General features: G+C 64.0%; 15 protein-coding genes. 3 read left to right on the top strand and 12 right to left on the bottom strand.

All coding sequences use genetic code 11. The annotated features are described in order from the left end of the window. Positions 1–15: 15 nt before the first annotated feature. The 12 genes from CRD60_RS07860 to CRD60_RS07805 form a co-directional block, all read right to left on the bottom strand. Positions 16–459, bottom strand: coding sequence for a TadE family type IV pilus minor pilin (locus CRD60_RS07860; RefSeq protein WP_113860723.1), 444 nt, complete (start codon positions 457–459; stop codon positions 16–18). Continuing rightward, the gene (locus CRD60_RS07855; RefSeq protein WP_236630920.1) at positions 459–692 is read right to left on the bottom strand and encodes a DUF4244 domain-containing protein; all 234 of its coding nucleotides are present in this window, start codon (positions 690–692) and stop codon (positions 459–461) included. The genes CRD60_RS07860 and CRD60_RS07855 overlap by 1 nt, the downstream gene beginning before the upstream one ends. 258 nt (positions 693–950) lie before the next feature. Beyond that, positions 951–1,457 (bottom strand): type II secretion system F family protein, encoded by a 507-nt coding sequence (locus CRD60_RS07850; protein ID WP_161522218.1) that lies wholly within the window; start codon positions 1,455–1,457, stop codon positions 951–953. 152 nt (positions 1,458–1,609) lie between these two features. After that, the gene (locus tag CRD60_RS07845) at positions 1,610–2,431 is read right to left on the bottom strand and encodes a hypothetical protein (protein WP_127975675.1); all 822 of its coding nucleotides are present in this window, start codon (positions 2,429–2,431) and stop codon (positions 1,610–1,612) included. A gap of 68 nt (positions 2,432–2,499) precedes the next feature. Continuing rightward, positions 2,500–3,552: a CpaF family protein gene (locus CRD60_RS07840; RefSeq protein WP_113860719.1), complete on the bottom strand. Its 1,053-nt coding sequence runs from the start codon at positions 3,550–3,552 to the stop codon at positions 2,500–2,502. Next, on the bottom strand, positions 3,549–4,835 hold the full coding sequence (locus tag CRD60_RS07835; RefSeq protein WP_161522217.1) for an AAA family ATPase: 1,287 nt from the start codon (positions 4,833–4,835) through the stop codon (positions 3,549–3,551). The genes CRD60_RS07840 and CRD60_RS07835 overlap by 4 nt, the downstream gene beginning before the upstream one ends. A gap of 195 nt (positions 4,836–5,030) precedes the next feature. Beyond that, positions 5,031–6,029 (bottom strand): ROK family protein, encoded by a 999-nt coding sequence (locus CRD60_RS07830; protein WP_161522216.1) that lies wholly within the window; start codon positions 6,027–6,029, stop codon positions 5,031–5,033. A 73-nt stretch (positions 6,030–6,102) separates the two neighbouring features. Then, positions 6,103–8,193, bottom strand: a complete 2,091-nt coding sequence (locus CRD60_RS07825) for a beta-N-acetylhexosaminidase (RefSeq protein WP_113860716.1) — start codon at positions 8,191–8,193, stop codon at positions 6,103–6,105. Between the two features lie 177 nt (positions 8,194–8,370). Further along, positions 8,371–9,582: an ROK family transcriptional regulator gene (locus tag CRD60_RS07820; protein ID WP_161522215.1), complete on the bottom strand. Its 1,212-nt coding sequence runs from the start codon at positions 9,580–9,582 to the stop codon at positions 8,371–8,373. Between the two features lie 231 nt (positions 9,583–9,813). Next, positions 9,814–10,710 carry a carbohydrate ABC transporter permease gene (locus CRD60_RS07815; RefSeq protein ID WP_113860714.1) on the bottom strand — a complete coding sequence of 299 codons (897 nt, stop codon included), beginning with the start codon at positions 10,708–10,710 and terminating at the stop codon, positions 9,814–9,816. Then, positions 10,707–11,738 (bottom strand): carbohydrate ABC transporter permease, encoded by a 1,032-nt coding sequence (locus CRD60_RS07810; protein ID WP_236630919.1) that lies wholly within the window; start codon positions 11,736–11,738, stop codon positions 10,707–10,709. The genes CRD60_RS07815 and CRD60_RS07810 overlap by 4 nt, the downstream gene beginning before the upstream one ends. A 98-nt stretch (positions 11,739–11,836) precedes the next feature. After that, entirely contained in the window at positions 11,837–13,162 is a 1,326-nt protein-coding gene (locus tag CRD60_RS07805) for a sugar ABC transporter substrate-binding protein (protein ID WP_113860732.1), read from the bottom strand. Between the two features lie 730 nt (positions 13,163–13,892). Between CRD60_RS07805 and CRD60_RS07800 the strand changes: the two genes are divergently transcribed. From CRD60_RS07800 to CRD60_RS07790, 3 genes are all read left to right on the top strand, one after another. Beyond that, on the top strand, positions 13,893–16,115 hold the full coding sequence (locus CRD60_RS07800; RefSeq protein ID WP_113860713.1) for an RNA degradosome polyphosphate kinase: 2,223 nt from the start codon (positions 13,893–13,895) through the stop codon (positions 16,113–16,115). 3 nt (positions 16,116–16,118) lie between these two features. Next, positions 16,119–17,267 (top strand): NUDIX hydrolase, encoded by a 1,149-nt coding sequence (locus CRD60_RS07795; RefSeq protein ID WP_236630918.1) that lies wholly within the window; start codon positions 16,119–16,121, stop codon positions 17,265–17,267. A 118-nt stretch (positions 17,268–17,385) separates the two neighbouring features. After that, entirely contained in the window at positions 17,386–18,102 is a 717-nt protein-coding gene (locus tag CRD60_RS07790; protein ID WP_201737250.1) for a hypothetical protein, read from the top strand. Positions 18,103–18,570: the final 468 nt, after the last annotated feature.

Here is an 18,570-nt window from a genome sequence, read left to right as displayed (position 1 = left end):
GACCACGCCCCCAGCTCACTGGTCAAGGGCAACCGCCTTGGCTTCGACCCTTGTGGGCAATACACCCCAGGGATCAGGAATCACCGGGCAGGAGACCCTGATCTCAGTGCCTGACGATGTCCGGCTGGTGGAGGCAGTGCTCCCAGAACCGGCCACGTCCCGCACCCGGGCACCCACATCATCCCTGCCCTGGGTCACCACCAGTTGCCGGGCCGCAGCCCCTGCGGCCTCCTGGCAGCCCATGGATACGGTGACGGTCCTGGCCAGGCCCAGGAGCAGCATCGCCATCAGCATGACTGCGGGCAGGACCACGGCGAACTCAGCGGTCACGACTCCCGGGTCAAGGGCCTGCAGGCCTCTGGACGCTTGGGGCGGATGGCCCTTACCACCATCATGGCCTGGCTGCTTGTTGTCCTGGGCCCGCAACAGCCTGGCCCGCTCTCGCCAAGCGATACCCATCAGATGACTTTCATGGCCTTGCTGATCATGTCACTCAGGAGTTTCTTGGCCATATCCGATTTCAGGAGGGCGACCAGTACTGCCGCAAAGCCTGTGGCCGCCACCAGCACCACCGCATATTCGGCGGTTGCCGCCCCTGATTCCGGCTCGGCCGCCATGGTCCTCAATCGGGCATCAAGCACACAGGCTTTGCATTTGATGCCCTCTACGGTACGGTTGACCGTGCCTGCCATTGTGCCGATAATGGAGTTCTGCCGCTGGGCCATCCCACTTGTCTTCTTCATTGCTCTTGTCCTTTCACCTTTGCCACCGGCGCTTGCCGGTCCCCTCATTGTGCGTGAGAACGAACCTTGGGGTGCGGGGATTGCGGGCCTGTGGTCGAAGGCTGGCACTTATCCACATTTCAAGCGTGTCGCGTATGGTATGCAAACCAACCAGAGCCGGGTGAAGTTTGGTGGTCCCCTGGCACCGCGCCCATCACTCCTGACGGGTCATCCGCCCAGGGAGGCTATGCCAGGCAATACGCCGATCAGCATGAAGGCGGGCAGAAAGCACAGGCCGGTGGGAAGCAGGAGACTGACCGAGAGCCGGGCACAGGTCTCCTCTATGGCGGCCCGCTCCTGCCTGCCTATGCGTTCGATGGCAGAGGCCAAGCGCCCCATGGGTGACGAGCCTTCCTGCCAGGAGACCAGCAGGCTCCCTCCCACCTCATCAAGGACTCGCGGCCGCTCCTCCTGGTCGGGCGGCCACCAGGCCTCCTCCCAGGATAGGCCACGCATGAGGCCGTCAGCCGCCCTGCACAGGCCATGGCCTGCCGGGCCTGCCAGAATGCTGCCGACCGCCTCCAAGGCTCGGGGTATGGAGGTGCCTTGCTTGATGGCCACGGCCAGCATGGCCAGGAGGAGGGAGGGTGAGGCCTCCACGGCGTCATCGGCCCCTTGGACTGCTCCCCTGCCTTCCATCAGCGCAAGGAGGCCGTGGCCTGCGGCAGCACTCACGGCATCCGGGAGGTAAGAATGGTCGGACCTAGCCCTGGCCGCTGCGAGCCAAGCCGACCGGATCAGAGTCCCGACTAACCGGCCGGCGCAAAACCCCAGAAGACCGATACCAAGGAATACAGCCGACAGCATGGCATACCCATACCGGTTATTCATGACCGGCCTCCGGCTCTGCCACCGCGCCCGACCTTGCCCTTACCTATGCCTATGTGTGCGGCTCTGCCTGTGCCTGTGCCCGCTGCTGCGGATCTGCCTCTGCCAGGGTTCTTCTCCCTGCCACTGGCCCGGTGTCTACCAGTACGTATGGCAGAAGAACCGGCCCGTCTACCGGCCTTGGCCATCAGCGAGCGCACCCAGACCATTCCGGCCGCATAAGAGCACAATCCCAAGGCCAAGCAGGCCAGACCCTGGGGTGATGCCAGCAGAAAGCGGTGGGGTTGCGCCCCCATCAGGTAGGCGAAGGCCAGGGTGAGCAGGGGCAGGGCAGAGAGGAGCCTGATGGTCATACGGGGCACGGCGAAGGCTTTGGTGGTCAAATCATCCAGCATGTGCCTACGCCCCTGGTCCTCAAGCACCGCCTGGAGGCAATCGCGGATGGGACTGCCCAGGGTCTGGCTCAGCCGGCCGGCCAGGCTGATGCCGTCAGCAACCAGGGTGAGCTCCTCAAGGCTGTCCTTGGGACTGGCCTGGGCCTGGAGGACCGGCAGTATCGTCTGCCGCACCAGGCTTGAGGACCAGGGGTCACGGCTGCCCTCGGCGGTTGGGAAGAGATCGGCCAGGTTCCCACCCGAGGCCACATGTGCGATGGCATCGGCCAGGGTCGCATCAAGCCCCTGACCTGTGGTCCGCTGTTCCGACGGACGCAAGCTGGCATTCCCCAGGTGCCCCCTCCCCCAAGCCTGGGACCGTTGGATCCAGAACAGGCCAAGGGTGAGCCCCAGGAGCATACCGGCCCAGCCATCAGCAGCCATCATGGCTCCCTTGCCATGGCCTGCCTGCAAGGCAAGCCCTCACCTGCCCATACCTGCTTCCCGGCCCGTATTCAGGCTGCGATCGCCCGTGCGGATCCATAGGCCACCTCCTCCCCATAGCCCGGCCGGCACACCGAGGACCACCGCCGCTGGAACCATTCCCATAGGGGGCCGGGCACGGCTCGCCCCTGACCGTCCCAGAGGGCGATGGGCCGGCCGACCAGCCGCCCCGATTCGCTGGCCAGGCAGCCTATCTGGGTCAGGACCCGGCCGCCTGCCGAACACTCCAGATGCAGGACGGCGTCGAAGGCCCCCTGGGCCAGGAGGGCCATGGCCTGGGCGCTGATGCCAGCCAGCATGCCCAGGGACACCAGTCTGGCCGGCACGCGTGAGACTCCATCGGCATGGAGGGTGACCATACCTCCCTTGTGCCCTGAGTTGAAGGCCCGCAGCAGATCGGCTATCTCCTCCCCCCGGCATTCACCCAGCACCACCCGGTCAGGCCGCATTCGCAGGGTCGCTTTGACCAGGTCACTCAGGGAGACCATGCCGGCCCCCTCAACATTGGACTCCCGACTGACCAGGGATACGTGGTTGCCGGCAGCCAGGCCACCCAGTTCCCTGACCTCCTCGACGCTGACGATTCGCTCCCCATCGGGGCACTGAGCAAGCAGGGCCTTGAGGAGGGTGGTCTTACCCGCCCCCGTGCCGCCGGTGATCAGGATGCTGGCCCGATTGTCGACCAGGCCCTTGAGGACCGGCAGCCAGGTGTGGGGGAAGAGCCCCTTGGACCCCAGGTCCTCGAGGCTCAGCACCTGCGAACTGGGGATACGGATGGATATGGCGGCACCCTGGGGCACCAGCGGGGCGATCACCGCGTGGACGCGAATACCCTCATGGGTGGAGGCGTCCGCTATGGGGCAGGCATCGTCAAGTCGTTTTCCTAATTGCGAGCACAGACCCACCGCATATTGTCTGACCACTTCAGGATTGCTGAAGGGTATGGCCGCACTGGCCCGCCTCATGCCCTGCCCCCAATCGGCCCAGACCTCCCCCTGCCCATTGACCAGGAGGTCGGTCAGAGCAGGGTCCTCGATGAGGAATTGGAGGGGGCCGAAGTTCATGATTCCCCCAAGTTGGTTCCATGGTCGCTGCCGGCACCATCAACCCCGCTGGCGCCTTCGGACCGGTCACGCCCCCGCCCCGTCAGGCCCGCCGACGGCCCTCCGGCCAGCCGGTCCTCAAGCAGGTCGACCACCTCTTCGACCACAGCCCTACTCCCCCTTGGCAACCGTGCGACACCCAGCCCCTCCTGGATTCGCATGGCGACCTTGGGATCCAAGCGGATAGGGCCCAGAATCCTCCGCCCCAGGTGCTCCTCAGCCTCCTCCAGCCCAACGCCTGCGGCTTTGCCGGAGGCGCCCCGAACCCCCACACCGACCACAAGCAGGGAGTCCTTGCCGGCTCCCGTGGCCTGCAGCCGTTCAAGCTGGACCCGCCCCCTGGCCAGGCCCAGGACGGATAATTCCACCAACAGCAGTTGCGGGCATGCCACCAGGGCGGGCACCAGGTCGAAGAGTCGCCCGCGAGCGCCGTCAATCACCAACAGGTCGAAGAGTGGCGCCAGAGCCTGGATGGCGGCCCGAACCTCCCACCAGTCAGGCCTTCGAGGCCTCCAGGGGTCGTAGGCCAGGACATGCACCCCTTCCGGCAGGCAGGGTAGGCGACCGGTAAGGGACGGCCCATCCAAAACCCCCAGGGGTGCTTCCAGAGCGTTGAAGCGCAGACCTGGCTCGTTCTCGATACCCAGGAGCAGGTCGAGCCCGCCGGACTCGAAGTCGGCATCGACCAGGGCGCATTCCAAACCCCGGCTCTGGGTCTCCAAGGCGATCATGGCCGCCAGCACACTCAACCCGACTCCCCCGCTGGCCCCGGTGCAGACCAGAAGGTTCTCTGGCAGGGCCTCTTCCTGTGACCTGGCTTGCTCCAGCACTCCCAGAGGTTTGCCGGGAATCTCCACTGGTGAGGGACCGGACGGCCAGCCGTACTGGTGGGTCCGCACCGAATCCACCCGCCGATCCAACAAGGGTTGCTGCACCCGATCCCGTATGGGCGTGGGCAGGAAGAGTCGCCCATCGGCTGGCGCCATCCGGCCACTGGCCACGGCATGGGAGGCAACAGGCTGGCCGACCTCTCCCTCCAGCCCAGGCAAAGGCACAGCAGAGCGGCCGTCGCCCGGCAGATTCGCCCCTGGCAGGACACTCACGTCCGTGCCTACGCCAGTCTTGGTGGGCATGGCATTGGGGGCCGGCGACCAGCCTGCCCCATAACCGCAGGCAGTTCCGACACTCTGCCCGGATGGTGACCCCGGACCCATATAGGTGTTCATCGTTCGCTCAATAGTCATAGGACCATTGAACCCGTGCCCTCCTTGGCTCGCGGCCCGAAAGGGGACCTGTGGTCGAAGGCTGGGACTTATCCACATTCCGGGCGTGTCCACACCCAGCAGCAGCAACACCAGCGACCTGCCCAGCCATCCGCAAGCTGCCCTCAGCCCGCCGGTCTCAGGGCCGCCGACCTGCCCAGCCCAGACCTATGCGGCCTAGAGTCGACCGGCCTCCTCAGCCACCCGCTGGCCCAGGATCGCGGCCCCGATGGCCCCGACGGGCTGGTCGGCCCCCACAAGCCGCAGCCGTGAGGGCAGCGCCAGCGATGAGATGAAGTGACTGTGGGCAGCCATCTCATCAAGCCGGGCCGTGACCAGATCAAGCAGGGGCTGGCCCACCCGGGTCATACCCCCGCCCAGCACGACGAACTGGGGATCAAAGGTCAGGCAGACCAATTCAATGGCCATGGATATTCCACCGACCAGCACCGACAGGGCCTCCCGGGCCTGCGAATCACCCTCCTTGGCGGCCGCCAGCAGGGAGGGCAGCGGGTAGCCCTCCTCAACGGGCCAAAGCCGGGCCACGGCAGACCCCGAGGCCACGGTTTCCAGACACCCCTCCTGCCCGCATTTGCATGGAATCCGGTGGGGGTCCAGGGGTATATGGCCAATCTCGCCTATGGCACCGGTAGCCCCGTGCATGATCGTCCCATCCTCGATGATCCCTGCGGCCAGGCCGGTGCCGAAGTTGATATAGGCCGCGATGCCCGTTTGATAATTCTGGCTACAGATGGCCCCCAGGGCCGCCAGGTTCACATCGTTCTCCACAGCCACCGGCAAGGCCAGTCGGCCGGCGATGGCGGCCCCCAGCTCCATGTGGACCAGCCCCACATTGACGGCGTCCGTCACCAGACCGGTACGGCGGTCCACACGACCAGGGATGCCGACCCCCACCGCCTGCAGGCTCAGGCCGGGTGCGGTCTCCATCAGGGAGTCAACCAGGGAGATGATGCCGTCGAGCACCTGGCAGTTGCCTGGAACCGTGGGAATCTGCGCCGACGACAGCAGCTGCCCGGAGGCATCCAGCAGCACACCGCCGATGCTGGTCCCGCCCACATCTATGCCTATGGTCGCCTGCCCCCTGCCTTGAGACTGGTTCATGACCTGGCACTGGCCCGGGCTGCTACCCTGCTGCCCTATGTTCTCCTCTGCCATCGTCCTCCTCCCACTCATCTTCATTCGCTTGTTTCCGGCCCCAGCGCTGACCTAGCGCCACTTGGGCGCTCCCTCAGCCCGCCTGGCGCCCACCCTTGGCCCTGGCCATGGCGCGCAGCATATCCGCATATCTCCAGACCACGTCGGAGACCCTACGTAGTTCCGATTCCCTGCTGACCTGCCGCCAGACAGCCCGGTAGGATTCCAGCCAGACCTCCAGCTCACCAGCCAGCCCATCCGTGGCGGCTTCCAACCCAGCCTGGTCGATGTTGTCATCGACGGTCCTGCCCACCAACCCCTGCCAGGCGGCCAGGGTCCAGCCAAGACGGTTGAACAGGGCCTGCCCCTCAATGGCCAGGAGTTGGGCCTGGGCGGTATCGAAGGCCCGGCCCTGGCTCCGGGAGATGATCCGCGACAGTTCCAGCCTGGCATCGGCCAGCGCCCGGTTGGTCCCGGTCAGGCCTGCCAGACGGTCGGCCATAAGCTCCAGGTAGCGTCTGCGGGCCTGCCCAAGATCGGTCAGGGCGTCCACGTCCCAGCTTCCGTCAGGGAACACGCTCTTGACGACCAGACTCAGGTCTCGGTTCACGCCACCATGCCCATCATCCAACTCCCGGTAACGGACCAGATCCGCCCAGGTGAACAGCTGGCTCTCGCAAGCCTGGACCAGCACTGCCATGTAGCGGCCGCTGGCATCGCCGTATTCCAAGCGGGAGACCCGCCTGTTCATCTCCTCGAAGTCCGGCCCCTGGGGGTTCCATCCGTACTGTGCCCCGTAGATCAGCCCCGGTATGGCCATGCGCGGGTCGTTGACATGCCCGTAATCCCCCCAATCGGTGACCATGTTGCCCACGGCCCCGTACCGTTGGCCGAAAGCGCTGAGCCGCGAGATGTTGGACCAGGCGCCCCTGACGTTGGGCAGGAGGCTGTTCCATCCATGGACGGCCGAGCAGACATACTGGGGCAGGCCGGTGTCGGCCACCATCCTGACCTTGGAGTCATCGACCTTGGGGTCGTAAAGCCAGTTGAGCAGGGGCTCGCCCTTGGGCAGCAGGTCGATGACACCTGGCACCTCCACGGCGATGTCGCCCCAATACATGGGCTCCCTGCCCTGGGCCCTGAGATAGTCGCACAGGCGCATCACATAGTCGGCGTACATGGAGGCCACGCCGACCCTGGCCGCCTCCTGCTTGGAGCGGCCCTTGCCCAGGTCGAAGGTCTCGTCGGCCCCGATGTTGAACTTCCTGGAATGGAAGAGGGGGGCGTAGGCATCGATAAGCCGCTTGGAGAATTCGAAGGACTCCTTCAGGGTGATGTTGAGGGTGTGGTGCTCCTGCCGTTCGACCAGGCTGTAGGGGCGGTCGGCGTCCTCAGGGAACTCGCCCAACTCACGTAGGGTCTGGGTGCGCAGATTGACGTAGTGGTGGCCGAATGTGGAGACGGAGGGCACCAGCTCCAGGCCAAGACGCAGGCAGTAGTCGTCGAACTCCTGGATGTCCCGGGGGGTCAGAGGGCTGGTGCCGCGCCAGGCCTCGCTGAGCCCATCAAAGGCGAAGCTGTGCTCGATGTAGAGCTGGACCTGGTTGTATTTGTAGAGGCAGAGCCTGTCGGCCCAGGACTTGAGCCAGTCCATGCTGGGAACCCGACCACGGGTGACGTCCAGATAATAGGAGCGGATAGGGAAGACCGGCTTGTCTTCGATATGGACCAGGGGCAGGGCAGGGGCGGCCTGCCTGATGATCTGACGGAGGGTCTGCACCCCGTAACGCAGACCGGCCAGGTCGCCACCGGCAACGGTGATGGGGGCCTGGGTGGGCCGGCTCTCCCCAGGGCCCGTGGCCGCCACCTGACTGATATCGACCCGGTAGGCCTGCTCGCCCAGGCTCGGATCAATATTCATATCAATGAATGATGTCCAACGGTCCCCCTGGGAACAGTCCCAACTCCCTGCTGTCCTGTCGGCTATGTCCGCCAGCAACTGTTCGGCCAGTACGCGGCCATCAGACAGGTCAGGCCCCTGGTAGGAGACACGACCCCAGACAGGCAGGACCAGGGTCCCCTCCTGCCGGTCGACACGGACCGGTTCGGGAATGAGTACCAGGCCCCGCCCTTCGGCTTCGTCCTTGGTCTGGGCCTGGGCCTTCTCTGTTGCCACGCTTGCCATGAATCTACCTCTCAGTGTGTTGGATCAGTGTGTTGACTGCCATGACCAATGGGCTTTGCCCCAAACCTCCCCTGTCGACCAGGCGACCGCCCAGCAGGGCGATTTGACCGGCAGGTCCGGTGGCGGACCTGGCACAGCCAGTATTCGGGCCGGCGGTCGAACCGATGGTCGGGCCGGTCATAGGACACCCAGCTCATGCCGAAGCACGCAGGCCACACCACCCAGCAGGGCCGCATTCGTACCCAGCCGGGTGGCATGGACGATCACGGCATCAATGAAACGGGAATGCACCCGGTCGTTGATGGTGTTCTCGACGGATTCCAGCAGCATCTTGCCCACAATGGGCTCGGGCCCGGAGATGGCGATGTCGGTGATGTTGGTCATGGCCACCGGCATGGACAGGGCCGCCCCCAGCACCTCACCGGCCTGGGCCAGCACATCGTCACGATCAGCCTGGCCCTCGGCATCGGCCAGACGCTGCCGCAGGAAGGGGATGGAGGTCATGGTCTCCAGGCAACCGCGCTTGCCGCAGGCGCAAGCCATGCCATTCTCGTCAATGACCACATGGCCGATCTCACCGGCCACGCAGGAGGTTCCGCGCACGATGTGGTCGTCAATCAGCACGCCGGCACCCACGCCCCTGGCCAGCTGGACCAGAATCATGTTGGCCGGGCCCGCGCCGAAACAGCGCTCGCCAAAGACCGCGCTGTCGGCATCGTTGGATACAAAGACCGGCAGGTCCAGGGCCTGGCGCAACTCGTCGGCCAGCTTCAAGTTGGTCCAGCCCAGATTGGGGGCCGCTAGGACCTCACCGGAGTCCGAGACCGTACCGGGAGTGGCCACCCCCACGCCCAGCATGGGTACGGAAGACTTGCCGATGAGTGTCCGGCAGAGCCTGATGACGGGCTCCAGGGGTAGAGACGACGTGTCCGAGGACGAGGACGAGTCAGATACCATACGGTCGCCAACGTGACCCCGCCCCCTTTGGGCGGACGACACATCTATCTGGCTGCTTTCCAGAATCTTCCCGGTCAGATCGGCCAATATCGCGCTCACCCTACCGGCCTCCGACAGGTCAACGGCCACCAGCCCCCTGCCACCGGCATTGATGCCGACCAGCACTGCGGGCTTGCCCGGCCTGGACGAGCTCTTGTAGCCGCCCTCAACCAGAAGTCCGGCCTCAATGAGCTCGCCCACCACATCAGATACCGATACCTTCGAGAGTCCGGTGATCTTCGCCAGATCGGCCCGCGAACGCCATTGGTCCGGGTAGAGCGCCTTGAGAACAGCCGCCCTATTGCTTTTTCTGATGTCGGAGGGTAGGGCGCTGTGGGGACCTCGCCGGCCAAGGTGCCCGATGCCCCCGGCCCTGGCCACTGAAGATTCCATCCCTTTGTGCTCCACTTCTCTTGCAACTACCATTCTGGCACCAGGCCGATTCGGTGTCTGGCCGCCTTCGTCTTGCCGGACCAATCAGCCTCAAACTCCTGGCCAGCCTGCCGGTTCCCAGTGATGATCTTATGGCTGATGGCCGGCTCCCCCACGAAGCGGCCATCAGCCGCCAGCGCACCAGGTCACAGGACCGCCTCCATCGGATTCCCGCAGTCATACTCCACTGGGCTACTTGACCGATCCGGTGGTGATGCCCTTGGCGATGTTCCCCTGGATGATCATGAAGAAGATGACCACAGGAAGGGAGAAGAGCACCGAGGCCGCCATCTGCCCGCCGAAGTCGGTACCGGCCGGCGTCGTGAAGGAGGCCAGCCAGACCGGCAGGGTGTACTTGGCCTGGTCCTTCATGAAGGTGTAGGCGGTCAGGTAGTCGTTCCAGGCCGTGATGAAGGCGAAGACCGAGGTGGAGACCACACCCGGAGCCACCAGCGGGAAGGTGATCCGCCGCAGGATCTGCCATTCGGAGGCGCCCTCCACCCGTGCCGACTCGAAGATCGAGGCCGGTATGGAGAGGAAGAAGCCTCGCATGTTCCAGATGGAGAAGGGCAGCACCAGGGCGATGTAGGCCAGGATCAGGCCGATGTACTTGTTGAGCAGGCCGAACTGGTTGAACACGATGAACTGGGGAATCAGCATGGCCGTTCCGGGGATCATCTGCATGGCCAGGATCATGACCATGATGGCGCGCCGGCCCTTGAAGCGGTAGAGGGTCAGGGCCGCGCAGGCCAGGAAGGCGAAGAAGATGGAGACCACCACCGCGAAGAAGGTGATGATGACCGAGTTCTTCAGGTTGACGAAGAAGCTGGTGTTGAAGATGGCCGTGTGGAAGTTCTCCAGGGACCAGTGGGTGGGTATGAATACCGGGTTGCTGGTCATGACCTCCTTGCGCGGCTTGAAGGCCGTGATGGTCATCCAGTAGACCGGGAAGAACCAGATGATGCAGAAGATGACGGCGACCACACCGGTGCCGAACCGGTGCCAGTCGAAGTTCCTGTTGGCCTTGGTGCCCTTACCAGCCCTGGGCTGGGCGGAAACCGCCTGGGGGGCCTTGCTGCTGGTGCTCATAGATCCTCACCTGATTTCAGAAGATTGCGTACGTAGAAGCTGGTGATGACCAGGAGGATGGCCACGGTAATGACCGAGATGGCCGCGCCCTGGGAGATGTCGAAGTTGATGAAGGCCTTCTTGTAGGTGAAGACGCCGATGGTGGAGGTCGAACCACCCGGCCCGCCTGCCGAGACCAACCAGATCTGGTTGAAGACGTTGAAGTCCCAGATGACCGACAGCATGCCGATGACCAGGATGCTGGGGGAGATCAGCGGCACAACGATCTGCCAGTAGGTACGGATGGGGCCGGCACCGTCCAGCTGGGCGGCCTCAAGGCTGGAGGGGTCCAGCTGCATGGTGGCCGCGTAGAGGGTGATGGCGATGTAGGGCACCGCCTGCCACACCACCAGCAGCCAGATGGAGAGGAAGGCCAGGGTGGTGTTGTCGGCCCAAGCCAGGTTGGTCACGTCGCCGAATATGTGCAGCTTGGTCAGCAGCCAGTTGATGACGCCGTACTTGGGCTGGAAGAGCCAGACCCACACGAAGGATGATGCCACGTTGGGCATGGCCCAGGCGAAGATCAGCACGAAGGTGACGATGTAGCGCATGACCGTCCCCAGCTTGGTCATCATCTGCGCCACACCCATGCCGATCAGCATGGAGCCGACCACCAGGGCGGCCGTGAAGAGGAAGGTGCGCAGGAGGGCGGCCCAGAAGGTCGGGTCGGTCAGCACGGCCTGGTACTGGCTCAGGCCCCGCATGTCGAACTCGCCGGTCATCAGGGACCTGCGGTTGAAGTTGGTGAAGGAGGTGAAGACCAGGAAGATGATCGGCACAATGACCAAGGCCGCCAGAATGATGCCGGTGGGAGTCAGCAGAATGCCGGCCATCCGTCCGTTGCTTTTCATCTTCTTGGGTGACTTCCCGCCGGGGCTGGAGACACCGTGTTTCGGGTCCCGCCCAATGCCTCGCTCAGTTGCTGTGGGCGCTGAGACTGCGCCGGAATACTCTGTCAAATCGGCCTCCTTGACGATGTGCCCGGCCATCCGGGCACTTTCTGGGCTTCCTGCGAACCGTTCCGGAATCGGCCCGTCGCCACTGCCTTGACGGCGGGCCTGGCTCCCGGCTGGGTTCACTGCATTGCTTAGTTCTTCTTGGCGAAGACCTCGTCCATGTGGGCGTCGAACTGCTGGGCGGCGTCCTTGATGGAGGAGGACCCGGTGGCGACGGTCTTGGTGAAGTCGTTGACGGACTTGTCGGCCTCGATGTCAGCCCAGTTGGGGGAAGCGGGGGTGGTCTTGGAGTTCTTGGCGGCCTCGAAGAAACCCTTCTGGACCTGCGGGAACTTGTCGGACTTCATGGCCTTGTCCAGCCCCTGCACGGAGTTGGGCAGCCAGCCATCATGCTCGAAGACCCAGGTCTGCTGGATCTCGTCGGAGGCGGCGATCTTCAGCCACTCGATGGCCAGCTTCTGGTTCTTGCTCTTCTGGGCGACGGCCCAATCGGAGCCGGCGACCATGGAGACCTGGTTCTTGCCGGACTTGCCAGGCATGGCGAAGGTTCCCAGGGAGTCATCGGTCAGGCTGGGATTGGTCTTCTTGACGGTGCCGATGGTGGCGGAGTTGCTCAGAATGGCGCCGGTCTTGCCGTCGGCCAGCATGTCATCCATGCTGGGGGTCTCGGTGTCAACGGAACGGGAGGCCTCCGAGGAGTACTTGTTCTCGAAGTCCTTCCACTCCTCCATGCCCTTGACGGACTTCTCGCTGGACACGCTGCCCTTCCAGTTGCCGCCCTCTTCCTTGGCTACGTCGCCGCCGGCGTCCCAAATGAACTGAAGGGCCGAGTACCAGTACTGGCCAGGCATGTAGAAGGGGACGAAATCGGGGTTGGAGGCGTTGGCCTCCCTAACCTTGTCCAGGTCTGCGGTGAACTCGTCCCAGTTCTTGGGCTCCTCGCTGACACCGGCATCCTTCCAGATCTGCTTGTTGTAGATCACGGCGCGGGCTGCGGCGAAGGCGGGGACCCCGTACAGCTTGCCGTCCACGGTAGCCGGGTCTTCCAGGCCCTTGATCCAGGTCTTGCCGTCGGCCAGTTCGCCCTTCTCACTGGTCAGATCCATAAGGCCGCCGGAAGCCGCATAACCAGCCACCTGGGTGTTGCCCATATCAATGATGTCAGGGGTGGCGTCGGTGGAGAGGGCGGTGGTCACCTTGGTGCCGATGCCGTCCCACTGCTGGATCTGCAGCTTGACCTTGGCGCCGGTCTTCTTCTCGAAGGCCTTGTTGATGGTGGCCAGGGTCTCGTCCTGGTAGTCCCCCTTCATGGCCCAGACCGTGATGGTCTTGCCCTTGCCGTTAGTGTCGCCAGTGGCTTCCCCAGAGGACTTGCCGCCGCCCATGGAGCAGCCGCTCAAAGCCATCAACGCGGCCGTGGTCAATGCGATGCCCGCAGCCCATTTCCTGTTCCTCATGATGAACCCCTTAAGAATCATCGTACCGGTCCATTCCGATACCGCAGTGCCTTCCTACTTGGCTGGCTGTCACGTCACTGCTCCGTAACGGTCCGCCTGGCACCCCATCAACTTCGATTGGCGCCGAACTCTCCATGTGGTAAGTAAGTCAAGTAGTCAGGTCTTGGAAATCCATCTCCAAGATACCTTCCTATTTATTTAGTTTCCTTTCCTTACTTATTCCTATGTATTAGAAAACATACCACTACTTGGCTGAGACACCAAATTCACCCTGACCGCAATCCGGGCCGCACCATCACGAACCACATCCGAATTCACCACAGGGCACCACCAAACCCCTCAGATAAGGTGTCCGACTTTCCCACCGCACCCCGCCCCTAAATGTGGCAAACGACGCAGGAATGTTGCCGAAGCGCGTCTTTTATTACATTTAGGGTGGGGAAGATGGTCCGGTAGCGGCGGGCGAACGACGCAAGGGGACACGGGGACGAAAGGATGCGAGGACGAGACGAGGACAAGGGAAGATAGGAACGGAGGCAAGGGGACAGATGTGTGCGCTGGTGTGGCTTGCTGGTCGAAGGGTGTTGTCGGCGTGTCGCCTGCGTGAGGCGCAGAAAGCGACCAAGGGGGCCGCGTGGCGAGCGGCTTGCGGGATGGGGCATGAGAAAATTGCGTGATTTTGCTCGCCACGCCATGGAACATATGGGCCGCCACCGCATAAAGTAAGGTCATGGCACAAAATTTTGACGCACCTTCCAAGGCATTGCTCCGCAGCGAGATCGCCGAGCATATAGCCGAGACGGACAAGCACGACAACAGGCAGGCCCTGGCCGGCGAGGAGCCCTTGCCCGACGACCGCTTCTTCGAGCGCGAGCTCAGCTGGCTCAAGTTCAACCGGCGAGTGCTGGAGCTGGCCGAGGACCCGGACCAGCCCCTGCTTGAGCGAGCCAATTTTGCGGCCATCTTCGCCTCCAATCTGGAGGAGTTCTTCATGGTCCGCGTGGCCGGCCTCAAACGGCGCATCGACTCGGGCATCGCCGTCACCAGCGTCACCGGGCTGAGCCCCCGTCAGCTGCTCAAGGCCATCGGCGAGCAAGCCCACAAGCTCCAGGCGGAACATGCCCAGGAGGTCAAGGAGCACATCCTGCCGGCCCTGGCCCAGGAGCATATTGTGCTGCTCGGGTGGAACGAGCTCAGCCACAGCGAGCAGGAGCGGCTCTCTCGCTACTACCGCCAGCAGGTCTTCCCGGTGCTCACGCCCCTGGCGGTCGACCCGGCCCACCCCTTCCCTTACATTTCCGGCGGCTCGCTCAACCTGGCCGTCATCGTGGAGAACCCCTCCTCCGGCAAGTCCCACTTCGCCCGGGTCAAGATTCCCGACAACCTCAACCGCCTGGTGCCGGTCGATGACCTGACCGAGGAGGAGGTGACCGAAGAGCGCTACGGCTTCATCTCCATGGAGAATCTCATCATCGCCCACCTGGAATCACTCTTCCCCGGCATGATCATCAAGGAGGCCAAGTCCTTCCGCGTGACCCGCAACGAGGACATCGACGTGGAGGAGGACGATGCCGAGAACCTCCTGAACGCCATGGAGAAGGAGCTCCTGCGCCGCCGCTTCGGACCGCCCATCCGCCTGGAGATTTCAGACACCGCCAGTCCCTTCCTCTCCCAACTCCTGGCCAACCAGCTGCGGGTGAGCGACGAGGAGGTCTACCGGCTGCCAGCGCCCCTTGACATGCGGGTGCTCTTCGAGCTCCAGCATCTGGACCGGCCTGACCTGAAATACAAGCCCTTCATCCCCACAACCAACCGGCAGATCGCCACCGTGGAATCCAGCAGGGCATCGGACATCTTCAGGGCCATGCGCGAGCATGACATTCTGCTCCACCACCCCTACGACTCCTTCTCCACCTCCGTCCAAGCCTTCCTGGCGCAGGCGGCCGCAGATCCGAGGGTGCTGGCCATCAAGCAGACCCTCTACCGGACCTCCAGCGACTCCCCCATCATCGATGCCCTGATCGACGCCGCCCATGCCGGCAAGCAGGTCATGGCCGTGGTCGAGATCAAGGCCCGCTTCGACGAGGACGCCAACATCGCCTGGGCCCGCAAGCTGGAACGGGCCGGGGTCCATGTGGTCTACGGTATCGTTGGCCTCAAGACCCATTGCAAACTCTCCCTGGTGGTCCGCCAGGAGGGCGACGGCCTGCGCCGCTACTGCCATGTGGGCACCGGCAACTACAACCCCAAGACCGCCCGCTCATACACGGACCTGGGTCTGCTGACCTGCGACCCAGTGGTGGGCCAGGACCTGACCCGGCTCTTCAACCAACTCTCCGGCTACGCCCCACGCTCCAGCTTCCACCGGCTGCTGGTGGCGCCCCGCACTGTGCGCACCGGCCTGCTGGAACGGATTCATCGGGAGGAGAACGCCGCCCGGGCCGGCAAGGAGGCCTGGATCAAGATCAAGGTCAACGCGATTGTGGACGAGAAGACCGTCGATGCCCTCTACCGGGCCAGCCAAGCCGGGGTCAAGATCGACATCGTCCAGCGGGGCATATGCACCCTGAAGCCCGGTGTTCCAGGGCTGAGCGAGACCATTCGGGTCCGTTCGATCCTGGGCCGCTTCCTGGAGCACAGCCGCATCTACGCCTTCGCCAACTCAGAGGGGCCGCAGATCGGCGAGGGCCCCAGCTCCGGGCCCGAGGTCTGGATCGGCTCCGCGGACCTGATGCACCGGAATCTGGACCGCCGCGTGGAGGCCCTGGTGCGCATCAGCTCGCCGGAGCAGATTCAGGAGCTCATTGATTACGTTGACCTGCAGATGGCCGACACTACGGTCTCCTGGCATATGCAGGCCGACGGCAACTACATCCGCCACTCACGCGACGACCAGGGCCAACCCTTGGAAGACAGCCAGGAAGCGCTTATCAAAAGTCACCAGCGGGGCTGACCCATGTCAGCGAACGCGTCCCACGTGGTCGAGGCGGCGGGGGGCATACCCTACCGCCTCCGGCCCGACTTTCCTGGCTGGATGAAGTTCTCCGACTCTGGCCGCATGCCAGCCGGTTCCGACCCTTCGGCCGCCTTGGACAACCTGCAGGTCTGCATGGTCCACCGGCCGAGATATGACGACTGGAGCTGGCCCAAGGGCAAGCTGGAGGCCAACGAATCCCATCGTCATGCTGCGGTTCGGGAGATGGGAGAGGAGACGGGGCTGTGCCTGGCCCTGGGGCCGGTCATCGGCGAGGTCGACTACCCCATGGACCGTGAGGGCAAGAAGAGCCGGGGGAGCAAGAAGGGCAAGGCCGTCAAGACCGACCAGGCTGAGGCCGGGACTTCCGGCACCAGCAAGCATGTGATCTACTGGATGGCACGGGTGCTGGACCCTGCCGATGCCGACCGGTCCGCGGTGGCTTTCGGACCCATCAGTCAGGCAGGCAAGGATGAGGTCGACCAGGTCCTGTGGCTCTCGGTGGCAGACGCCCGCCGCAAACTGTCCCATTCCCTGGACCGCGACATACTGGATTCCTTTGTGGACCGGGTGCAGGAGGGGGCCCTGGAGAGCGCCTGCCTCCTCATGGTCCGCCACGGCAAGGCCCTGGGGCGCAAGGTCTGGGAGGGCCAGGAGGGGGCCAGACCGTTGACTCCCAAGGGGGCCGCGTACTCTTACGCCCTCAGCCGCGAGATTGCCTGCTATCAGCCGACCAGGCTGGTCAGCTCCCCATGGACCCGCTGCATGCAGACGATCGCGCCGTATTCATGGATGGCCAAGGAGCCGGTCGTTGAGGCAGAGGACCTGACCGAGGACACCTTCGCCGCCAATGCCAAAAGGTCCTGGGATTGCCTGCTGCGCGAGATCGACGGGCTGCTGGACCCCAGCAGCACACCCGGCCGCACCACAGCCATCTGCATGCACCGGCCAGTCATCGGCGGGGTATTCCAGGAATTGCGCAAGATCTGCTCCAGCAAGTCCCTGGCCAAACGCCTCCACGCCTCCTCGCCCTATATGCCCACAGGGAACGCCCTGGCCATCTTTATTATCATGGGGGCTGAAGGTCCACGCATCATCGATATTCAGAAGGTTGGTCCCATTGTCTTCTAATCCCATGTCCTCACACGACAGCGCTGGAACAGCCGATGGCTCGGCCGACAGCCCCTCCAAGTTCAGCACCGGCCAGGGTTCCATCTATGCCAGCAGGACCGTCTTCGCCCCTACCAGACTGGGTTCCTCGAGGCCTTCGAGGCCCGGACAGTTGGACCAGCAGCTGGCTGACAACCTGGCCGGGGGCCTTGACCCGCAAGCCGTCAGCGAGATGAGCCACGCCTCGGCGGCGGCCCTGCTCAACCAGGTCCATGCCTCCCAGGACCCGACCGTGGTTCAACGGGTGTTGAAGCTGGTGGACGTGGAAGGCGTTGACATCATCGCCCAACTGTGGAGCGACGCCGACCCTGATTCGCTTCCCGGTGTGCTCTGGCGGCTCTACCTGCTGCGCACATGGATGCAGCGGGACCAAGACGCCATCGCCGCTTTGTGGAGACTGGGCGAACCGGAGGCCTCGACTGCCTCGGCTATAGCCGGCATAGACCAGACCCCCGGCGCCGAGGACATATCCCGCACCGCTGATTCGATTCTGTCCGGCGCCTTCACCGGAGACTTCGCCGTGGCCCTGGACCGAGCCGGCGCCTTCACCGAGGTAATCGCCTATGGCCTGCGCATGGAGGCCAAGCGTGTGGCCCATGAAGGCAGGGCGAAACAGGGCAGCGAGTCAACGGCCCCGCATGCCGAACACTCGACTTCTGCGGTCGACCACGACGGCAAGGACCTGAGCGACCAGACCCGTGCCGCCCGGATCATGCACCGAGCCGCCAACCTGGACGTCACCGCCAAGACCTTCATCCACGGGGCCGACCTCTGGCGGCGGGGCAAGCTGGAGTAGGCCACACACAGCAGGGTCACCGCCCATGTCTCACCTACTGCTGGTATGACAGCATCATCACCCATTCCTTGGATACCCCGACCCGAACTTGACTGATTCAAAGGTTGTTCTCAGGTTTTGTTGTTATATTGTTCGGTAGTTGGACTTATGGGTTGGACCATGCCTGAAACCATGGGGGATTCAGGCGGTGACGGTCCGGGACCGCAGGCAGGGGCACCGGCATGGCGCCTCTCCACGCATCCCGCGCCCCCGCATCTTCCGGCCCGCGAACCGTCTGCAGTTGCAGTAGAGAAGCAATCAAGAGGAACAGAAAACATCATGTTGAATACTGTTGTGCGTGTCATTGTCGCGGGTTTGCTCACCTTGGGCATCGCCGCACCCAATGGAGCAAATATCCCCCCCCCCCCCCCCTAGAGGAAACTGAACACACCAGCACCAGCACGCCACGGCAGGCCGAGGGCGGACACC

It is taken from the genome of Bifidobacterium aemilianum (assembly GCF_003315635.1).
Lineage (GTDB): Bacteria > Actinomycetota > Actinomycetes > Actinomycetales > Bifidobacteriaceae > Bifidobacterium > Bifidobacterium aemilianum.
This window is presented reverse-complemented; position numbering and strand designations above follow the sequence as displayed.